The sequence below is a fragment of the Leptospira ilyithenensis genome, assembly GCF_004771005.1.
Lineage (GTDB): Bacteria > Spirochaetota > Leptospiria > Leptospirales > Leptospiraceae > Leptospira_A > Leptospira_A ilyithenensis.
The window spans coordinates 1-20,742 of the sequence record NZ_RQHV01000007.1; the positions used below are offsets into that span (position 1 = coordinate 1).

Annotated in this window: 19 protein-coding genes; 6 read left to right on the forward strand and 13 right to left on the reverse strand. The window is 40.4% G+C overall.

From position 1 onward, the window contains the following. From EHS11_RS01855 to EHS11_RS01905, 11 genes are all read right to left on the reverse strand, one after another. The coding region (locus tag EHS11_RS01855) for a hypothetical protein (RefSeq protein WP_135762725.1) at positions 1 to 457 on the reverse strand (457 nt) is incomplete at its 3' end. Between the two features lie 106 nt (positions 458 to 563). Further along, complete coding sequence (locus EHS11_RS01860; protein ID WP_135762726.1) at positions 564 to 1,334, reverse strand: transposase; 771 nt, start codon at positions 1,332 to 1,334, stop codon at positions 564 to 566. Positions 1,335 to 1,972: 638 nt separating this feature from the next. After that, positions 1,973 to 3,016 carry a fatty acid desaturase gene (locus EHS11_RS01865; protein ID WP_135762727.1) on the reverse strand — a complete coding sequence of 348 codons (1,044 nt, stop codon included), beginning with the start codon at positions 3,014 to 3,016 and terminating at the stop codon, positions 1,973 to 1,975. A 108-nt stretch (positions 3,017 to 3,124) separates the two neighbouring features. Then, positions 3,125 to 4,231 carry a helix-turn-helix domain-containing protein gene (locus EHS11_RS01870; RefSeq protein ID WP_135762728.1) on the reverse strand — a complete coding sequence of 369 codons (1,107 nt, stop codon included), beginning with the start codon at positions 4,229 to 4,231 and terminating at the stop codon, positions 3,125 to 3,127. Positions 4,232 to 4,254: 23 nt separating this feature from the next. Further along, positions 4,255 to 5,118 (reverse strand): Ig-like domain-containing domain, encoded by an 864-nt coding sequence (locus tag EHS11_RS01875; RefSeq protein WP_135762729.1) that lies wholly within the window; start codon positions 5,116 to 5,118, stop codon positions 4,255 to 4,257. 179 nt (positions 5,119 to 5,297) lie between these two features. Further along, positions 5,298 to 6,170: an Ig-like domain-containing domain gene (locus tag EHS11_RS01880; protein ID WP_135762730.1), complete on the reverse strand. Its 873-nt coding sequence runs from the start codon at positions 6,168 to 6,170 to the stop codon at positions 5,298 to 5,300. Position 6,171: 1 nt separating this feature from the next. After that, positions 6,172 to 7,005: an LA_0442/LA_0875 N-terminal domain-containing protein gene (locus EHS11_RS01885; protein WP_135762731.1), complete on the reverse strand. Its 834-nt coding sequence runs from the start codon at positions 7,003 to 7,005 to the stop codon at positions 6,172 to 6,174. Between the two features lie 183 nt (positions 7,006 to 7,188). Next, positions 7,189 to 9,267, reverse strand: a complete 2,079-nt coding sequence (locus EHS11_RS01890; RefSeq protein ID WP_135762732.1) for an adenylate/guanylate cyclase domain-containing protein — start codon at positions 9,265 to 9,267, stop codon at positions 7,189 to 7,191. A gap of 353 nt (positions 9,268 to 9,620) precedes the next feature. Continuing rightward, the gene (locus EHS11_RS01895) at positions 9,621 to 11,171 is read right to left on the reverse strand and encodes an FMN-binding glutamate synthase family protein (RefSeq protein ID WP_135762733.1); all 1,551 of its coding nucleotides are present in this window, start codon (positions 11,169 to 11,171) and stop codon (positions 9,621 to 9,623) included. A 58-nt stretch (positions 11,172 to 11,229) separates the two neighbouring features. After that, positions 11,230 to 11,631, reverse strand: coding sequence for a response regulator (locus EHS11_RS01900; protein WP_135762734.1), 402 nt, complete (start codon positions 11,629 to 11,631; stop codon positions 11,230 to 11,232). Further along, positions 11,632 to 13,506 (reverse strand): PAS domain-containing sensor histidine kinase, encoded by a 1,875-nt coding sequence (locus EHS11_RS01905; protein ID WP_135762735.1) that lies wholly within the window; start codon positions 13,504 to 13,506, stop codon positions 11,632 to 11,634. Positions 13,507 to 13,686: 180 nt separating this feature from the next. Between EHS11_RS01905 and EHS11_RS01910 the strand changes: the two genes are divergently transcribed. Further along, complete coding sequence (locus EHS11_RS01910; protein WP_135762841.1) at positions 13,687 to 14,040, forward strand: single-stranded DNA-binding protein; 354 nt, start codon at positions 13,687 to 13,689, stop codon at positions 14,038 to 14,040. Positions 14,041 to 14,087: 47 nt separating this feature from the next. Here EHS11_RS01910 and EHS11_RS01915 read toward each other — a convergent pair whose 3' ends face one another. Together EHS11_RS01915 and EHS11_RS01920 are read right to left on the reverse strand one after the other, a co-directional pair. Then, a complete protein-coding gene (locus EHS11_RS01915; protein WP_135762736.1) occupies positions 14,088 to 15,335 on the reverse strand; it encodes a hypothetical protein in 1,248 nt (415 codons plus the stop codon). Positions 15,336 to 15,486: 151 nt separating this feature from the next. Then, positions 15,487 to 15,987 carry a DUF3332 family protein gene (locus tag EHS11_RS01920; RefSeq protein WP_135762737.1) on the reverse strand — a complete coding sequence of 167 codons (501 nt, stop codon included), beginning with the start codon at positions 15,985 to 15,987 and terminating at the stop codon, positions 15,487 to 15,489. Positions 15,988 to 16,112: 125 nt separating this feature from the next. Here EHS11_RS01920 and EHS11_RS01925 point away from each other — a divergent pair, with 125 nt between their 5' ends. From EHS11_RS01925 to metK, 5 genes are all read left to right on the forward strand, one after another. Beyond that, a complete protein-coding gene (locus tag EHS11_RS01925; RefSeq protein WP_135762738.1) occupies positions 16,113 to 17,606 on the forward strand; it encodes an MBOAT family O-acyltransferase in 1,494 nt (497 codons plus the stop codon). 50 nt (positions 17,607 to 17,656) lie between these two features. Next, positions 17,657 to 18,007: a PilZ domain-containing protein gene (locus tag EHS11_RS01930; protein WP_135762739.1), complete on the forward strand. Its 351-nt coding sequence runs from the start codon at positions 17,657 to 17,659 to the stop codon at positions 18,005 to 18,007. A gap of 101 nt (positions 18,008 to 18,108) precedes the next feature. After that, the gene (locus EHS11_RS01935; RefSeq protein WP_135762740.1) at positions 18,109 to 18,807 is read left to right on the forward strand and encodes a Rossmann-fold NAD(P)-binding domain-containing protein; all 699 of its coding nucleotides are present in this window, start codon (positions 18,109 to 18,111) and stop codon (positions 18,805 to 18,807) included. A gap of 2 nt (positions 18,808 to 18,809) precedes the next feature. Further along, positions 18,810 to 19,541, forward strand: coding sequence for a lysophospholipid acyltransferase family protein (locus tag EHS11_RS01940; protein WP_135762741.1), 732 nt, complete (start codon positions 18,810 to 18,812; stop codon positions 19,539 to 19,541). 32 nt (positions 19,542 to 19,573) lie between these two features. Continuing rightward, complete coding sequence (metK, locus tag EHS11_RS01945) at positions 19,574 to 20,740, forward strand: methionine adenosyltransferase (RefSeq protein WP_135762742.1); 1,167 nt, start codon at positions 19,574 to 19,576, stop codon at positions 20,738 to 20,740. Positions 20,741 to 20,742 lie beyond the last annotated feature (2 nt).

Below are 20,742 nucleotides of genomic sequence, written 5' to 3' on the forward strand. Positions count from 1 at the left end.
TACGAAGAGTTTTAATATATTTGGAAACCGATTTTTCCGAGATCATAAACCCTAGTTTAATCATCGTTCCATGGATTTTGGTAGCACCCCAGATAGGATTTTGTTTCGCGATTTTCCGGGTAAGTTTGATCAGATCCCATCGGATCATAGGTCTCCCTGATTTTTTAGAGGAAGAAACGAGATTCCAAAAAAGTTTCCACTTTTTCTTTCTCCAGGAAATGAGAGTATTCGGAGTAACGAGTATAAGGGAAGCTTTCCAATCGGAGCCTAGATAAGAAAGCATGACGAGCTTACATCGTTCCCAGGAAGTTGTATGAAAGACTTTTTGTTTTCTTTTGTATGCGGCAAGTTGGGTTTTGAGAATCAGGTTTTGGATCATTAAGGTTTTGTATTGCAAACAAGAACACACATATAGGAATGGAACTCCAAAAACGAATAAAAAATAAACTAAGGACATAAAGTTTTCTATAAATTTGATTATGCGCAAATAGTCGCCATTTACTAAATTTCTCAAATAACAGAAAATGAAAATACCCCCTCGCGCCACCGGCTTACTATGCGAACTAAGTCAATAAAATTTTATGTATAGATGTTTTTTTGAATAAATCGGCAGAATAAGTAGAATTCTTTTTCCAAATAGTAAAAATGATCTTTGCCCATTTATTAGAAAGAGATCGGAGAGTAACGGAATTAGCCTTTCCCTTTGCTCTCTGTGCGTCGTAAAATTGTCTAGCCCATTCCCCCCGAGTCAATGAATTGAATGCAAGCCAATAAAGAGCGTGTCGTAAATGTTTGTTACACGCACGTCGCATAACAACCAGCTTCTGCGATTTTCCGCTTTGCCTGGAGACCGGAGAAGTTCCTGCGTATGCCTGAAAAGCCCGATAATCCCGGAACCCTCTTGATTCATCGGAGAGTTCGGCGAGAAGAGTTGCACCTATCATGGTTCCCATAGCAGGGATGGAACTGAGAATGCGGCTACCGGAATGATTGTTGTAAAGACTCTCAATATCTGAATTCATTTTTGCAATCTGATGATCAAGAAGATTGATCTGCTCTATTAAATGCATCGTATATACGATACATTCGGATTGCCTGCTTGTTTCATACTCAGGTGATTCATAATTAAGATTTTCATAAATTTGAATCTTTCTTTTTTCACTCCATCTGATACTTTGAATCCCAGCAAGAAATGAATCGAGAGATAAGGAACGAAGTTTTGTAGGCGACTCTAAAAAAAGAAGAAGGGGTAAAACCGGTTTTGTAATATCCCTAAAAATCCTCGAAAAACCAGGGAAATAAGACTGCAAATTGATTCTAAGGCGAGTGGTCAAACGACGTCTGTCTTTCTTGAAACTCTCCAAATGGTAGTTTAAACCAGCTTTGTTGCATCTTTCGGTTTTTCCCGTGCTGCATTCAACAGCACTCTATCGCTGCAACGACATGACCCTTTCGATTATAACGATCGATTACTTCATCGAGCTTTTTGAATCCATCTCTTGTTACCTGTATTCTCTCTTCCAAGAGAATACTTTCACTTTCACTCAGAGCTGTTAGATCTATGAAATCACGACTCCAATCAATTCCAATGTAAATAGTTTTCATAAAAAATCTCCGAAAACGGTATCAAACCCGAGATCCCATGAATCCTATAATGAAGTTCTTATACAAAGAAACATCTTACTATGAATGGTGATGATCAGGGAAAAGGCTTCGGGAGAAAGTGAGCCTTGGCAAGTCCTGTGTGCGGACAGATCGTAGCGGAAATCAAACGGAAAACATTCCCCGCTCTTTTTCGCGGAACATCCTGTTCCGACGAAAAAACTCCGGCCATCCTTTGGCCTCCGTTACCGCGAGAATTGTTTTCCGTTTGATTGAAGCGAAGAGCCCGGTCGGTTAACAAAAGAAAGCTGGAAATTGAAAAACATTCAAGGCGCCCAAACCAAATAAATATTTCTACCGACCTTTGTTTTTAGCCTTTGGTATGATTTGTTTCCCGATTTGCGTGGGCGATGCTTTCGAAATCATTGAAAGGGATTCCGTATTTTTTCAAAATCGGTTTTATCTTAGGTGCGACTGCTTGTCTTAAGTAAAACGGTTGTGTTACGATGAAATGGTGAATCCCGTGGGTAGCGCCAAAATTAAAACAAAACAACTGCAAAGGAAATGTCAGCCAGGAATCCAATACTTGCGTTTGTCGGAATAAACTTTTCACTTCTCCGTAATAATGCATATTGGAAGAAACGATTTGTATTGCTGATTGTCTCAACCAACAAGGAATCAAATATACGACTGCAGTCGTATTTAAGACAGAATGAATGTTTGCTATAATTCCTGTTTCATGGAATGAGCTACCAATCACCAGGTTCACTAAAGAAAAAAGCCCCCAACACAAAAAAGAATACCAAAGCAAAAGATGAATGTATTGATATGGTCCTTTAGTAGCGGGGGATTTGATTTTCCTTAAATATCGAACCGCATCTTTTTTGATTTTCGGTCCTTGTAGTACGACTGCCATAATCGGATCGATCATTACTAAAATCCTTTTCCATCCCCAAGGCATTCCGTTGCTGATAAATCTTTCTTCTATATCTTCCTTGTTTCCCGATACTTTATGGTGCAAAAGATGGATTTCTTTTCGAAACCAAGGATTGACCACATTAGCTCTGAACAACCACGCCATCCAAAAAAGAAAGTTTTGTATTCTGGGGTTTTCTTTAAAGTAAATGTTATGGATGAGATCATGTTCCATTTCATGTAGGAAGGAAGCAAAGATGGCATTTCCTATGATGCAAATCCAAAAAGGAATGAGTTCTGCGATGTACAGGCTTCCCAATAGAATCATTCCCGAAGTGGAACCGATCACAATTCCAAAACCGATTGCATTTTGGTAGCGTAGGAAGGTGAATCGTTTTCTCAGTTTCGAATCGGAGTACCGTATCCATTTCATGATTCGTTTTGTTTTTTCTTTTTCGGATAACTTTTCCGTTTTTCTTTCCAGTACTAAAGAGGTCATTGCATTCTCCTATCGACGATAGATTGTATCTTAGTGGATTTTTCCAAAGCGGTCGTTCCATTTTATAAACCGGCACCCGATGAGTGGAATCGAATGATAGATTGTTACTTACAGATGGGAATTCTTTTCTCTGTATTCGGACGGAGTCAGACCGGTTTGTTTTAAAAATGCCCTATGGAATGCGGTTTTGCTTCGAAATCCCACTTCGTACCCAATGTCTAAAATCGATCTTTCGGGTTCCATTTTCAAAAGTTCGCAAGCTTCTTTGATTCTGTATTCGTTTACAAAAATGGAAAAGTTTTTTCCCATTTCTTTGTTGATCAGTTCGGAAAGCTGGTGGGGAGTAAGTGCCAGCTCCTCGGCAAGGTTTGTGAGACTTAAGTCTTCTTCCTTATATAGTTTTTCCTTTTCCATACTTTGGATTAAATTGTTTCGGAGAGTTTCCAAATCCATCCCGATGAGCAAAGAACGATTGTATTTGTGTAAGGTTTCTCTTGCGACTTCCTGCAAATTTTGGAAATACGCAGGATACCTTCTTCCGATCAAATAGGCAATGCATAAGCTGAGCGCCATCATATCTGCGCTTGCCAAGAGAAAGATTGGATCCTTATGAAAAAGATAAAGAGCCCCGACCGTATGATTTGTTATGGTAGCGAGAATGATATAAAGTAGAACACGGGCAGTCCATTCTTCTTTTAATACGCTCGATTTGAAAAGGATTCTACTTCCTCTAAACAATGCTGAAATGTAAGCACCTAATATAAGTAAGGGTATATAAAAAACAAAGTCTAACAGAGAGTTTTTTGAGATAAAAATCCGGATCGAATCAGACAATTCCCGGGTTTCCGTCATAAGAATATTTCCATACCAGACCCAGAAGAGCCCGGGCAGGATGAAATGTTTTCTTCCTAATCCCAACAAGGATTTTTCAAATTCCGAATCCTGGATGATTTTATGAATTCCGTAAAGAACGGGACCAACTGTTGCCAAGACCGGGATATGCAGGATTATGATCTTGGGAAGAAAGGAATGGAATCCCAGCACCAAACATAGCCCGGTTCCCTGCAATATGCCGAGACAAATAAATAAAATGGCGAGTAGTCTATTTAAGGAAGTTTTTCTTTCTAAGATACATTGTCCCAAACAAAGAAGAAAACCCAAATAAGTCCCGAAGACTGAGAAGGAAATAAAAACCCATAAGACGGAAAAATCCAAGGTCCCTCATTTATAGATTATAACTATAACTGCATTGCAGAAAGCATGGTTCTAAAGTTAATAGTTGTGGTTGATAAACTATTTCCTATTAGATCTTTAATCTCCGAGCTTAGGGTGATTACATAATCCGTGTCATTGGAAAGCTCGGAAATGGTCGCTATATATTCCCTTGATGTGTTCGCTATTACACTGACGGAACGCCCGGGAACAGTGACTGTAGAACTGTTAATAGTTGATGAATCCATATCTGTATTAAAGGTTAATATGAAAATTGCTTGGAAAATACCGTTGAGAGCAACGGAAGTGTTTCCATTTTCCGGTGAAGAGCTTATAAGACTTGGAACCGGGACCGTCGACGAATCATCGGAAGAAAGAGTCACTATAACGCCTAATTCATGTTTTTCTATATTGGAGACATTGAACTGGGAGTTGGAATCAGTGGTTTGTACTACCGAGTCAGCCGAGAGGGTCAGATTGAAGCTTCCCAATACCAATCCGGAAGAGTTCATGACCGAGATCTTTGTTATGCCGATAGGAAGATTCAAAAGAAATCTGCCTGCCCCGTTTGTTGTTGTGGTTACGGAAACCGCTGTGTTTCGAACCGAGCCGGAAGCGGAGCTTGCAGACAATGTTGTCCCTGAGAGAGAATTTCCATTCAAGTTTTTCAATTGGCCGGACACTTGGAAGGCAGCTGCACTCGTTGTAGCACCTCCCGCAAACAAAGCCAAAAAACCGATCGGACTTGTTGTTTCTTTCGGGGGATTTGTAACCGATTGCACTGCAGGGTTCATCAAACATTGACAAAACAAAACCAGTAAAAACGCAGCAGATAGAAGACTGATCAAAATGCTTTTACGAACCGATAGATTGGATGAATTGGCTTTCATATAACTTCCTTCGGATTGTCACGGAAAAAATAACTTGCTCCGGACAACGAACGACCTGTTACTAAGGTCCATTTCATTCTATCTATGAAATATGGATTTCAATTGTATTTATTAGAAATTTATAATTTTTTAACGAGACATAAGCTTTAATATTTTTTAAAAATTCGGATCTAAAAGGTCTACTTGCCTCCGGATGTGACAGTAAAAGGAATCGTAGTTGTCGGGAGTGAGCTTCCGGTAATACTTTTGATCGTGCTTGAAAGATTGATTGTAAAAGTTTGACTGGCGATTAGATTTCCAATTTGAAATGTAACAACTGTTCCGCTGGTGGAAAGTGAAGTAACTGTACCGGGGTTTCCCGGGTCGCCGTCGTTAATGACCTGAATCGTAGAGGAATCGATTGTAGAGGAATCCACGGATAAGCTGAAATTCAAAGTCGCATTTGTGTTAGGTGCTGCTGAAGAATCAAGCTGTGCTCCTGAGGCAGGAGTAGAAGAAGTGAGAAGAAATGTCACTGAAGAATCGGAATCGGTTGTTATATCCGGTGTTTCATCGATTGTATATCTTCTCAGGCTGGATACAACCAAAGATGAAGAATTTGATTTTTCGGTAATATCTCCTTCCGTTGGTACATTCAATTCAAAACTACCTAAATCATTTCCATTGGCATCGGAAACACTGATTTTGGGTGTACCCGGCTTCAAAGATAAAACGAATTTACCGATTGAATTGGTAGTGGTTGTAGTGGAAACGGCAACTCCTCTCACGGCAGAGGAACCATAAGAAACCGTTAGGTTTCCATTTACCAAATTGAGTCCGTCTGTTTTCAATTGTCCGGTAATTTGAAGAGTCGCTATATCGGAAGAAGTGCTTCCTCCTCCTCCCAATAGAGCTAAAACACCGGCGGAAGATGATTTGGATTCCAGTGGATTGATTATGGACTGAATCGCCGGATTGAGATAACAATTGGAAACAAATGCAATTGCCAAAACCCAGCTAATATATGTTAGTAATCGAAAAGCGGAAAAGGTTTTTGCAATTGGAGTATTCATATCACTGTCCTTGTTTTTGTTTCTCTAAATGCTCCAGGTCTTTCTCCAGGAGTTCCAAATCTAATTTTTCTTCTATATCTTGCAGATCTTGTTTTGTTTTGAGTTCCGAATCAGCGGAACTAGGTATACCTGTTTGATTGTAGGAACGGGCACCTTCACCTTCACAGATTTCGACTACCAATGTTTTTCTTGTGACTGTAATTAAAAATCCGCCTAGGAGTGTGAGAGCAACATCCTTGTAAGTGGAAACTTGGGAAATGCGAATCGGTCTGTCTTCTTTAGGAAACAATTCGGTATATTTCGGTTCTTTGAACCGGAAGGCACCAAACATCCAAAAGTATTCGGGATATTCCGAGTACGGCTGGCATTTTTGCCCCGGAGAGGCAAGTAGTATCGGATGAGTCGGATTCGGAGAATGCAATAAAAAGGAAGTGCGAAGGGAATCCGATTTCAAAGGAGTATTTGCAGATTCCAAAACTCTTTTTCTTTCTTCCGCTTTTTTTGCTGTTTCCGAGTTTTGTAGCGTTAGGTTTTCTTGGTTGCGGATTTCGAGAAGCCTTGTTTTTTCAAGATCTCTTTTGGTCTGTTCTTCTTTTCGGATCTTTGCTTCTTCTTCTTCGGCAAGATCTTTGTAGATAATTTTTAAGACGGATTTTTTAGAAACGATTACATGTTTTCCGTCGGCGCGATTGATTTCTACTGAATCCAAGTTCTGGCTTGAAACGATTCCTTTGATGGACTTTCCATTTTTCAAAAGAATTGTATTAATGGCGATTAGGGGCAGACTAGATAAAAATAGTCCGACGAATAAGAGTAGAAATCGATATTTTTTCATTTGATTTGGCGCTCATTTTTCTGCTTATAAACAAATCCTAATGCAAGGAAAGTGTTTGGGAAGAAGAAAAGTTATTTCCATACAAAAAACCAGGACTTCGACTGGAAATTTTTTATCCCCCGTTCGAGTAGTGTTTTTTATGGATTTTCTGTGAAAAAATATATTACATTAACATCGGTAAGGTTATATTCTCCGCTCTTGATTTAACAAATGAATATATGATTTCGACTTTTCTAAAAAAATCCTGGAAACGGAATCATGAGGAACTTCATCGAGGATGCTCGAAAAACCTTCTTCCGCTTCTTGATAGTCCTCTCTTCGGTATGCTTCAAGCGCGATGATATAGTCATCCTTTCGTTTGGAGAGTAATTCTTTTTTTTCCAGATCATATCCATCCAATACTTCCACTACGAAGACCGAATCGGTTTTCCCTTTTATGTTCACTCTATCCAAAAGCCTATAGTCATAACCTAAATCTTCCGACGCTTCAATGAAAGTATCCGCACTGATTACAATGTTTGCGCCGAACATCTTTGTTACCCCTTCGATACGGGAAGCAAGATTGACTGCGTCGGAAATGACAGTGCCTTCCATCCTTTCATGTTCTCCCAGGATTCCTAAAATCAATGTACCGGTATGGATGCCGATTCCCACTTGCACAGGTTTGTAATTGTAATTGGCTCTATGCATATTGTAGAGACGAATTTCGTTCTGCATCTGCACTGCGGCACGAATGGCATGATTGGGATCATCGGGAAAGAGCGCCATGATGGCGTCCCCGATGAATTTGTCTATAAAGCCGCCGTTATGACGGATAATAGGTCCTACTCTTTGAAGGTAGGAATTTAAAAAATCAAAATTTTCCTTAGGTGTTAGTTGCTCGGAAAATTCCGTAAAGGAACGGATATCGGCGAAAAGAATGGTCATCTTTTTCTGAACTTGTTGGCCTAGCGAGATGTCTCTGATATCGGTTTTTCCGAGGAAGTTTAAAAATTCCTTAGGAACAAATCTACTGTAAGAAGAATTGAGAGAACTTAATTTGAGAGCTAACTCTTTGCTATGATTCAAACTTTTGCGAAAGGATTTTCCGAAGGTGAATACCTGTAAAAAGACAAAACAAACGACAGTTAGAGGGCCAATGTACGTCGTATGCCAGATCGCTTCCGCATGTAACGTATCGTTGATCGCACCGATGAGTAGGAGAGCTGTTCCGAATAATAAGGTTTGTGAATCAGATCTTTTTTTAAGATAACTTTTGATCAGAAAAAAGAGCAAAAAACAACCGTTAAGTATGAATATGATCGGATAAAAGGAGGCGGTCTCCGTGAAATACTCGGAAGGAAGAAGCAAAACAAGTGTTAATATCAGAGAAGTCAGATAAAAAACATTTCCGATCTTTTTTGAAAAGTCAATCGGGAAGATAGTTTGGAAATAGTGATATAAAACAGGAGCGGACCAGAACCAGGAAAAGTATTCGATTCGTAAAATAACCTGATAGGGAAGATGCACCCAATCCAGTAAAATCCTTTCACCTGTAGAAATATTTCTAAGCAATATGATAAAGGAAAAAGCGAAAATTCCCAATGTATGGGTTTCGTTTTTATCAAAGAAATAGAAAAACAAAAAAAACAAAGCAACGAATCCGAGAACGGAAGCAAGGATTGTTTCATTCATCTTTCTGTTGGTAAGTCTTTCCTGTGCTTTTTGGAAAGGAGCGAGAACGATATCATTCCAAGGTCCTCCTTTTCTATGTGCAAAATTGGAGACAACCAAATCCAAATCGATTTCTTTGGCACCGGTAAAAGGAATGATTACGATGGAAGATTGTACTTGGGAAATGGTAGTTTCTTTGGAATTGCCCGGTTTCCCGGATCCGCCTATGTATTTCCCATTTATATAAATCGCGTGTGAGCTATCTTGTTCTCCCGTTAAAACCGCCAAAGGAAAAACAGTCTGGTCCTTGGGCAAAAGGATATGGACTCGGAATGTTGCAAACCCTTGTCCTGTCAGTTCCTCTTCTTTTTCCTTACGGTGGTTCCAATGCGCGGGAAGTATAATGGAACTGGGAATGTCCGTCGCAAGAATGGTTTCAGACGTTTTGTTCCAGAAAAAGTCCCATTCTCCTGTGAGCGTTAAAAAAGGGGAGTCGGTAAAGGAATGGGATTCTAAGTTTAGCGTTCCTTTTTGGATGTTTGCTTTTTCATCCCGTCCCGCGGGACCGCAGCTCAAGGAAAGAAAGATAAGCAAGATAATAAATTTCAATGAAGAATCCTACTCCTAGAAATAAGAGATGAGTAAATTTCAAATCATAAAATGATTACCGAATGAAAAATTTTGCGCTTCGAATACCGTTATGGTCTGCAAACGAGCCGGTTCCGATGCTCGGGTGCTTTGGGTTTACTGTGATGGCTTGACGTTAGGCGGAAGATTTGATTGAAGGTTCCCCAATGGTTTGGAAATCTTGTCTCTTATGCGCTTTGATGTAAGTGCAAGTTGGAGTTACCCCTAAAAAGTGGTTTGTATACGAAATTCCACATGCCATCGATGTTAATCGTGATCCAAAGTATTTGGCAAGATAGCCAGCAAAGACTACCGTGACCGGCATCTTGACTGGATTACATTCTTCCCGGAAAATCGGTATAATCGGCAAACTTTGTAAAAGAGATCGGATCCCGCTTGTAACCGAGCAAATCTTCCAAAGGCTGATAACGGTTCATACCCATACTGATTTCTATATCTCTTCCTGTAAATTGCAAGGGATGTTCGTAACCGCAGGAATGTGCGAGAGATAGAAGTTCCTTGCGGAAACCTTGCAGATATTTGGTGGCACGTTTGCCTTTGATTTCAGGGTCGACTCCTCTTTGCAGCCACCAATTTTGAGTGGCAACTCCCGCCGGGCAATGATCCGTATGGCATTTTTGCGCCTGGATGCATCCGATCGACAACATGGCTTCCCGTGCAATATGAATCAAATCGCATCCCATTGCAATTGCAACGACTGCGCGATCGGGAAAGCCCAATTTGCCCGAACCGATCCAAACGATATTCTGAGTTAGGTTGTGTTTTTGAAATAACGTATAAACTCTTTGAAATCCGATTTTGAATGGCAAGGAAACATGATCGGCATAAGTGAGAGGTGCTGCACCCGTTCCACCTTCCCCTCCGTCGATTGTGATAAAATCAGGACCTTTTCCCGTGGCTTGGATGACTTGTACAAGCTCTTCCCAAAATTCAATTTCACCTACTGCACTTTTGATTCCGACGGGAAGTCCGGTTGTATCCGCAACCTTTTCGATGAATTCGACTAGCTCCGAAACATTTTTGAATTCGGAATGAGAATTGGGAGATATGCAATCTTTGCCTATTGCTACATGGCGGATTTTTGCAATTTCTGCGTTTACCTTTGCTGCAGGAAGAATTCCACCTTTACCCGGTTTGGCGCCTTGCGACAGTTTGATTTCGATCAGGCGGATATTTTTGTTTTTTTCTACTTTCTCTTTTGCCTTTGCCAAATCGAATTTTCCATTTTCATCTCTCGCTCCGAAATATCCGGTTCCGATCTGCCACATGATATCGGCACCTTGCAAATGATATTGGGAAAGTCCACCTTCGCCTGTGTTATGATAGGCGCCTGCATCTCTTGCACCCCGGTTCAATGCCATCACGGCATTTTTGCCAAGAGAGCCGAAAGACATTGCCGAAATATTAATGATGGAATAAGGTCTGTAAGGAAATTTTCTTTTATGCCAAGCTCCGATCACCTTTAGGCTTGGAATACAAGAAGGATCTTTTCCTACGATATGAGCCTTGGCTTCGGGAAAAGGAAAGGCATGATGTTTGATGATAGGATAACCCGGCTCGTACTGCAATTCCGTTGTACCGAATCCGAAGTTATTGTTTTGTCCTTTTGCAGTAGCATAGATCCAACTGCGCTCTGTTCTATCAAAGGGCCTTTCTTCCTTGTCATTTGCAACCCAATACTGACGAAGTTCGGGACCAATCTTTTCTAAAAAATATCTAAGATGGCCTACAATGGGAAAGTTGCGTTGAATTGTGTGTTTCTTTTGAGTTACATCTCTTACAAAAACGACTATGAAAAAACTAATACATACAATCCCAAAGGAGACCCAAGGGTTTGTAGAAATCCAATTTGTTATTTGATCCATGATACCGTCCGCGGGAGTATTAGACGAAAAGGATCATACAAAAGAAAAAAATGACAAGCTAAGATTGAAAAAACGAGGTAGCTTCGATCAGTTTTTCTTTGGTAAACGGTTTGAAAATATATCCGGATAACAGATTGTTTTCCGAGGCACGTTTCGTATCAGCTTCATCCACGGAAGAACTGACCAGATAAATGCGAATGGGTTTCAGAATCTCTGCATGTATTTTTGCATAAGCTTCCAAAAACTGCCATCCATCCATATAAGGCATATTGATATCCAAAAAGATAACATCGGGCAAAATTTCTTTGTTTTGTTTGGAAGCTTCAAAAAATTCAATGGCTTCTTCTCCGTCCGAAAAAGTTAAAATTTCTTCCGCAAGTTTGGAATTGGAGATGATTTTTTTAGTGGTAAATTGATAGATTTTATCATCATCGATCAAACAGATTTTGATTTGACTCATTTATGCATTCACCTGGTTCAAAAAATGGAGTAGAAAGGTGGTTCCGTGACCAGGTTGGGAGCGGACTTCAATTTGGCCACCCATTGATTCGATTTGATATTTTGTCAGGAACAATCCCACGCCTCTTCCCGCTTTGCCTCTGTGAAATGTTTTTTTCAACTGGAAGATTTGTTTTCCATATCGCTCCAGATCAATCCCTGAGCCATTGTCAGTAAAACTAAGTGTTACGGATTTTCCGATACTGAAAGATTGAACTTGGATATAAGGGTTTTTTCCTGGCGCGGAGTATTTAAGCGAATTGCTTAAAAGATTGGTGAGAATGCTTTCCAGATAAAGTTTTGGAAAATAGATTTTGGGAGAAGAAGAAAAATCATAATCGATTTCCGCATCCAGATTTTGAATTTCTCCTATCATCAGTTTTTGGACTCTTTCGAAACTGTCTTTGAAATCTAAAAGTTGCGGTTTGATTTCATGGTTTTGTTGGATGCGAAGTGCCGAGATTAAATCTTCAAGAGTGGATTCCAAATTTTCAGCCACAATCTTCAGATGGGAATGGTATTCCGTTTTTTCAATCGGATCTTCCGTTTCGTCGATAAGCCCAAGCAAAGTTCGCAGATTGCTGATTGGTGAACGCAGATTATGAGAAACGATCTGGTTGTAAGATTGAAGTTGTTTGTTTTGATTTGTCAAAGAATTCGTAACAGATGTTAGTTTTTCGTTGGTGAGTAATAATTTAAGTTCCGCTTTTTTTCTGGAATCAATATCAAAAACCTGCGAGATAAAGTAAATAGGATTCCCTGTTTTGTCCCGGACTAAAGTAGCGGAAAGATGTCCCCAGAGAATATGGCCGTCTTTGTGGACATATCGTTTTTCCATTTCGAAAAAACTGGATTCATTCGCGATTACCTTCCGGCGTAATTTCATATTTGCTTCGAAGTCCGCAGAATGACTGACAGATTCGATTGTCATATTTTTCAGCTCTTCTTCGGAATGACCGATGAATTTGGAAAAAGCCAAATTGACTTCGAGGAATTTTCCTTCGATCGAAGTGATGGCGAGTCCCCCCACTGAAAAATGAAACGCTTCTCTGAATTTTTTTTCAGAGATTTCCTTTTCCAATTCCGCATTTTTTTGGGCGGTGACATCGTATAACGCACCATAAATGCGGGAAGGTTTGTCATTTAAAAATTCAACCTTGGCAAGTGCACGAACCCATTTGTGTTTTCCATTGGCAGAAACGAAAGGCAATGTTAAATCATATGGAAGGCCTTTTTCAACCGCAGTCATAAGGCTTTCCCGAACGATTTCGTCCCCGGGAGAAGGAAAAAAAGAAATACAAGTCTCGATCGGAGGAATATCGGGAGGTTCAATTTCATGAATGTGAAATATCATTTCACTCCACATAGGTTTCATGGTAATCAAATCCAATTCCCAACCGCCTACCTTTGCCACGTTATTGGATTCACGGAGTAGTCTCTCCCGTTGGATCAGTTTTTCGCGTAGTTCTACTTGGTTGGAAACATCACGGGAAGAGGTATGGATTTTTACAGATTGGTTTTCATTGTTTTTTACAATTTGACTGAGAGTTTGTAACCAGACATACGACCCGTTCTTGTGCAAAAATCTATATTCTGTTAGATTGTCTGTTTCTCCCTTTAAAATGGGCAAATGGGTCTCTTCCAGGATTCTTTTTCTATCTTCCGGATGAAAGAAATCGTATGCGTTTTTCCCTACCAGTTCGGAAGGAAGGTAACCAATGATTTTTTCGGAAGATGGGCTGACAAAGCTATATGTACCATCTTCAGTGTGGAGGCAAATTAGCTCCCGACTGATATTACTAAGAAGTTGATATATCTCGTAATCAGGTACTAACATAGTTCTCCCTAAATTTGAATTTGGATTTAGGTTTGTCTATTCTTTCCATAAGTTAAAGTGCGAACTTTCAGAAATTTATTTCTAAAAAATAAAAAAAAAGGGGTCCAAAGACTCAAGTTTTTTTACCCATTTACGTAGTAGGCGGCCACCTAAATTAGTTTAAAGGATCACTCTATGAGTATTAAAAATCTATCATATATCATTCTGGATGGGAATTTAACCCAGGACCCGGAATTAAAACGAACAAACAATGGCAAAAATGTTACGAATTTCACAGTTGCTGTGAATCATTCCAACCATTTTGGAGAAGAAAAAGACGCAGATGATGTGTCTTTTTTTGAAGTAGAGGCGTGGGAAAAGCTGGGAGACAATTGTTCCGAATATCTAAAGAAAGGGAGCAAGGTCACCGTCATGGGAAATCTGAAACAGAACCGTTGGAAAACAAACGATGGAGAGAACCGATCCAAAGTAAAAGTGGTGGCATCCACCGTGCGGTTTGACAGTCAGAAAAAAAAAGAAGCCAAGGCGGCCTAAAAAGAGAGCGGTGTGCGAGTCATTTGTTTGACTCGCACATTAGAATATTATGGTGTATAGATAGTCTTTTTTTTGTGTTTCGTATGGTTCGGTTTATCAAAAATACTTTCAGGATGTTCCGATGTCGCGTCTTTGGTTTTTTCCGATTCGGAATTTTCCTTAGGCAGAGTGGGTAGGATCTTTTTTTCCTCTTTGTCTTTCGCTTCTTCTACTACGGATTTTCCGTTTTTGATTATGGATTGGATTTTGAAAAACCGTGGAAAAGAAACCAGATTCCATTCTCTATAAAAATATTTGTTCCCATCGTAGTTCTGAGTTTGGTCTACAAATGCGTTGATAGTGCCTACTTTCTCCGACCCATTAACAGTCGTTTTGGTTTCTTTGAAGACTGTGGGTGCAAAACCTGAACCGGGAAAGGAGCGGTTGCTTTTGATATTGGCCGGTTCTTGGGGAAGGCTGGAGTTCCGCGAATTGTTGAGAGCAAAAATCTTATCTTTGATGATCTTTTTCTCGGATTCCACTTCTTCCGCCGTTAGAGATTTGAATTTGCGAAAATCTCCTTCTTCATAGCTTCCTCGCAGAGATTCCAATTCGAGCCTGTTTCTTTCCGCAATATGACGAAATACGATCACCTTGTCTTTTTCGCAGTCCAAATTGATTTCATCGCATACACCTTCCAAGAACGGATTAACGTACGTTATTTCTAAAAATATACTGATGAATTCTCCTGCACTAGGAACTTTTTTCTGATCCAGTTCCAGGGCTTGGGGGATGGGAGAATCGTCCGAATAACGTCTCGGTTCGCTTTCCTTGTAGGATTTGCTTTCTTTGCCAAGGTCGGAGAGTTTGAATTTTTCCTGGGTTTCGCCGATGACGACTTTGTTTCTGACTTTTTCAATTTTGGTTTCGGTAACTTCGTAGGCTTGGAAATTCACCGGTTGAGCGGAGATTGTTTCGCCCTTATGGTTTTTCACAACGATTTTGTGCTCTAGTATGGTTCCGTTTTTGATTTCTTCAATGATATTGAGTCCGGAGTCTTTGAAATAAAGTTCCAATCGGATGAACGGTTTGTTATTTTCCGAGTATTCCACGTTGACATAGGGGTCGGGAGATAATTGGACTTTTTTCGTGTCCTCGGAATCCGATTCCGCCTCCTCTTCTTTCGCAGCTTCCGCAGCGGTGATCATCTTCACCAAATTTAAGTTTATCTGTTCGGAGGGAACCTTGTAAACTATCGTCTTACAGTCCAATAACCAGAGTAAAACGAAAAGCGGAAGAATTTTGGCATATCTCATAGTTTCATTATCGGTAATGACTCGGTATGAGGCAAATATCTTTCTCTTGTTTTTAGGGAGGGATTTTGTTCGGGAAAACTGCCGGGAGCTCCCGATTCGGGAACAAGAAGAAAATCAATTCCTTCTTGTTTGTGAAATCATTTGATACTTTTTAGAGCGCGAATCCGGGAGGAAGAGCAGGACCTTCCGCTTCCGTTCTTTCTACCAGAGTTCCGTTTTCTTTTTGGAAAAGTTTGCCTGGTTTTTCAGCAAAAGCAAAGAAGGTTACTTTTCCTTTATTCCCTTCCGCTTCGATCATCATTTCTTTTCCCCATTTCGTATAAGTCAAACGCAAGGATCCTCCGTTCTCACGGAATTCTTTTACTAACTTTCCTTCAAAGTCATATTCTGCGGCAGCGATCGGGTTGCTGTCTGTCCAGAATTCAATCAAATTGAAAAGAACCAGGTCAAGGAAACTGGCAAATCCGTAGACCCAGAAGAACGGGATGTACATTAAAATCGTACGAACCAATTTTGCAACAAAACCCGATCCGACATTGATTCCCGCGTGGAAGCCGTACATGGTTTTAAGAACACCGAATTTACCAAAACAATTTGCGAAAGATCCGAAAGAGAACATTAAAATGCTTAAAATTACAAGTAGCTTTTTCATTCATTTACCTCAAGAATTTGTGATTTTTAGAAGATTCTTGCGAAAGGGAATGAGATTAGCAAGCCGAAATGATTGACGTGTATCTTTTTTCTGAGTGAATCGTTTGAGTATTAGGAAAATTCTTTTTGATCTTCTCCGACTTCGAATATTTCATCTTTTTTCTATTTGTCTTTTTGACAGTCTGGTATCTTTTTCCCGCTGTTTTCAAAGATCCTTCAAAAGAAACCCGCATCCTACATATATTTTTGCTGATCGCCAGTTATTTTTTCTATATGTCCTGGGACTACCGGTTCGGGGCTTTGATTTTACTTTCCACTTTTATCGATTATTTCGTGGGATGGAAATTGGGAAAAACGGAAAACCGAAAGTTCAGACTCTTCTATTTATATTTCAGTCTTATCACCAATCTTGTTTTCATTTTAGGGTTTTTTAAGTATTATAACTTTCTGGCAAGTTCTACCAACTCGATTTGGACTCCTCTTTTCGGAAAAGAGGCGTTGCCTATTTTAAATATCATTCTTCCCGCAGGGATTTCCTTTTTCACATTTCAATCTTTGAGTTATACGATTGATGTATATAGAAAAGAAATCAAACCTGAGTTGGATTTTATCAAGTTTTCCCTATTTGTAAGTTTTTTCCCCCAATTGGTTGCAGGTCCCATCGTCACTGCAAAAACATTTATCCCTCAGCTTTACGAAGAGAAAAAATTTTCAGACATTCCCTTTCGGATAGCGATTCGTTTTTTTATATTAGGTTATTTTAAAAAAGCGGTTTTGTCCGATCAAATTGCTCCTACAATCGAGGCGATTTTCGGAAATCCTGCAGGCCACCATACATCTGCTTTGTGGATTGGAGCTGTACTCGGAGGAGTGCAAGTGTATTTGGATTTCAGCGGTTACTCCGATATGGCGATCGGCAGCGCTTTGTTACTCGGTTATAAGCTGCCTATCAATTTCAATTTGCCTTTCATTGCAACTTCCGTCTCAGGGTTTTGGAGACGTTGGCATATGACGTTGAATGCCTGGCTTCGTGATTACGTTTATTTTACAATGGGGGGAAGCAGGGTTGGTGCCGCGAGACGAAAGCTCAATCTTTGGTTCACCATGTTTGTCAGCGGGGTTTGGCATGGAGCGAATTGGACCTATGTTTTCTGGGGATCTCTGAACGGAGTTTTTTACGTAATCGAAGAATTTTATCATGATTTTTTCCCTGTGAAAAAAGACGCAAAAGCGGAGCCGAAAAAAGGTTCTGCTTTAAAATTAAAAATTTTAAAATGGATTCAACCTCTCCAATGGGTTTTGCAGAATAGTTTAACAAACATTGCATTCTTTGTAGGGGCGGTATTTTTCCGTTCATTGACTTGGGATGCTTCTTGGATTCATATCAAGGGATTGTTTTTTTTCCAAGAGGGGACGATTCGTCCTTATATGTGGAAAGATTTCGCCTGGATTGTCGGCTTACTTGCGGTGGGTCACGTGATCGGGCATTGGATTTTTGAAAAAGGAAGGGGAAAGAACATCCCCAGAACTTTGGAATTTTGCTTTTATCCTGTAATTGTGCTCATTCTTTGCCTGGCCACTCCGGAAAATTCAGTTCCTTTTATATACTTCCAGTTTTAGATAATGGCTTTTTTCGTTTTCACGAAATCACTGTCTTTTACATTGTTTCCATGGGTAGCGAAAGCGAGCGCAGACTTCCAAGGATCTCTCCGAGAGAATTTCGTGATTTCGAAGTTCAATTGGATTTAGAAGGGATCACTCTTACCGGAAAACTAGGCAATATTTCCGAGGAAGGGCTTTGTTATCTGGGCGAAGACGATATGCTTTCCGATGAATTGGATAATGTCGTAATCGGGACCATTCTCTGGTCTCTGGGCAACAAACGTATGTTTTTTGAAGGCAAAATCGTTTGGACCCAAACAGCTGTCATCCGAGGGGTTCAATACTTTCTGGCAGGGATTCAGTTTTCGGAAAAATTAAACCTAACGGATTCAATGCTTGCCCGTAGCTTGGAAATTTAGCAAGTGTCCTTTCGAAAACTTCCTTTTATCGTTCCAATCATTTCCCATTTTCATTGCAAAACCGTGGAAAAGCACAATTCCAAAAAAACAGAGGCGTCTTTATGAGCGGATACAAAGTATTATTGTTAGGTGGGACCGGGCTTGTAGGTTCGGAAGTGCTGAAGGTACTTCCTTTATTTAAAGAAGTAAAAAAGGTTTTTGTTTGGGCGAGGATTGAAAATCCGAGTAACACCGAATCTCCGATTGAAATTCAAGCTGTTACCTGGGAGTCTTTTTCATCAGGAAAAGTACGGATACCGAAAGGAATCGATGCGGTTATATGTTGTCTTGGCACTACAATTGCGAAAGCCGGAACTCAGGAAAAATTCAAAGAAGTGGATTATGAATATCCTTTGCTTGCGGGACGAAAGGCAAAGGAAGCAGGTGTTCCTGCATTTCTGATTGTGACTGCAATGGGAGCTAACTCAGGTTCGTTTGTATTTTATAATCGGGTCAAAGGTGAGATTGAAAATGCTCTGATCGGTTTAAAATTTCCTTATCTGGGGATTTTCCGCCCTTCCGTTCTTGTGGGAGACCGGAAAGAAACAAGGATCGGGGAAAAAATGGCCGAGGCGATTGCTACGATCATACCTTTTTCACTTATAGGTATGCGTAAATACAAACCGATTCCCGCTCAGTTTGTAGCTGTTTCCTTATTAAAAAGCCTAATCGCGGGCCTTGGTAAAATAAAAGAAACAAACACTCCCAAATTGGAAATTATAGAATCCGATCAAATGTTGGATTTGGGAAAAGGATTATAAGAATGGCAAGTGCGTCTCCGGGAAAACCATATAACAAAACAAAATACATCATCTTAAGTTTTGTGGTTCATTTTATAGTTCGCTTTTGGTATTTATTCGTCAGAAACAGAGAGCTTTTGATTCCTGCCGCCTCACAAAAGTTTATCGATTCGGGAAGAGGGTTTATCATCGCCGTTTTCCATGAGACTACTCTTTCTCTTTACAGGCATGCCACAGTGTATTTGCAGAAAAAGAAAAAAGCCTCTATGTTTGCACTTGTATCCCAATCCAAAGACGGGGAGATCATTCACCAAACGTTTGCTCGCTCGAATTTGCGAAGCGTTCGGGGCAGTTCCACCCGAGGGGGAACGGGGGCTTTTCGAGCTATCCTCAAGGAAATGAAATCGGGTGGAGTTCCTATTTTCACAGTCGACGGACCCAAAGGTCCCAGGCATGAAGTGAAACCTGGTGTAATCGCCACGGCTTCTCTCACAGGTGTTCCTATTTTGTTTTTGGACTCGCAATACGACCATGCCTGGCGATTCAATAGTTGGGACCGGCATTTTTTCCCAAAATTCGGGGCAAATCTATACATCTCTTACGGGGAGCCGTTTTTTGTTCCTAAGGCTTTGGATGAAGCGGGAATGGAAGAATGGTCTAAAAAATTAGAGGAAAAGATGAAAGAAAAGCGTAAAGAACTGGAAGCATACATGCGGGAAAAACACCCGAACAATTCTATTGACAGTGCATCATAATTGAAAAGTTTAGCGAAGTAAGGTAAAAAATAATGTCTTCTCTACAAAATTTCATTTTTACGTCCGAGTCGGTTTCCGAGGGACACCCAGACAAAGTCTGCGATCAAATTTCAGATGCCATTTTAGATGCATTTCTTGTACAGGATCCAAAATCCAGAGTTGCTTGCGAGACTTTAGTAACTACCAACCTTGTAGTGATCGCAGGTGAAATCACCAGTAAGGGAAAAGTAGACACTTCCGAAGTCGCTCGTGATGTGATCCGTAAAATCGGATATAACGATATCAATTTATACTTTGACGCGGATTATGCGGTAGTTTCTTCCCATGTTCACAGCCAGTCTCCCGACATCGCACAAGGTGTGAATGAAGGAGAAGGTTTGTATACGGAACAAGGTGCCGGAGACCAAGGTTTGATGTTTGGTTTTGCCATTGACGATACACCTGAGTTTATGCCGGCTCCTATCTTTTATTCACACAAACTTTTGGAAAATTTATCCGAACTCAGACATTCGGGAAAAATAGGATGGCTTCGCCCTGATGCCAAATCCCAAGTTACCATCCAATACGTAGATGGAAAACCTTCGAAAGTGGATACTGTTGTGATTTCTACACAGCACGCACCTGGTCTCACTCAAAAACAAATTGAAGAAGCAGTGATTGAAGAGTGTATCAAAAAAGTGATCCCTGCAAGTCTTTTGGGAAATCCTCGTTATTTCATTAACCCTACCGGTAAGTTCGAAATCGGCGGACCTCATGGAGATACAGGACTTACCGGAAGAAAAATCATAGTAGATACTTACGGTGGAATGGGTCGTCACGGTGGTGGTGCTTTCTCCGGAAAAGATCCTTCGAAAGTAGACCGTTCAGCAGCATATATCGGCCGTTATATTGCGAAAAACGTAGTGGCAGCAGGACTTGCACGTAAATGTGAAGTGCAACTTGCCTATGCGATCGGTGTCGCCGAGCCTGTATCCGTACTTGTGGATACTTTCGGAACGGGAACCGTTTCCGATGAAGAAATTTCAAAAAGAGTAAAAGCAAATTTCAAACTCACTCCGAAAGGAATTGTGGATACTTTGGATCTACTCGGCAAGGGTAGAAAGTATCAAGAGACTGCTGCATACGGTCACTTCGGTAGAACAGGTTCTACATTCACTTGGGAAAAAACCGACAAAGCGGAAGCTCTTAAAAAAGGATAATC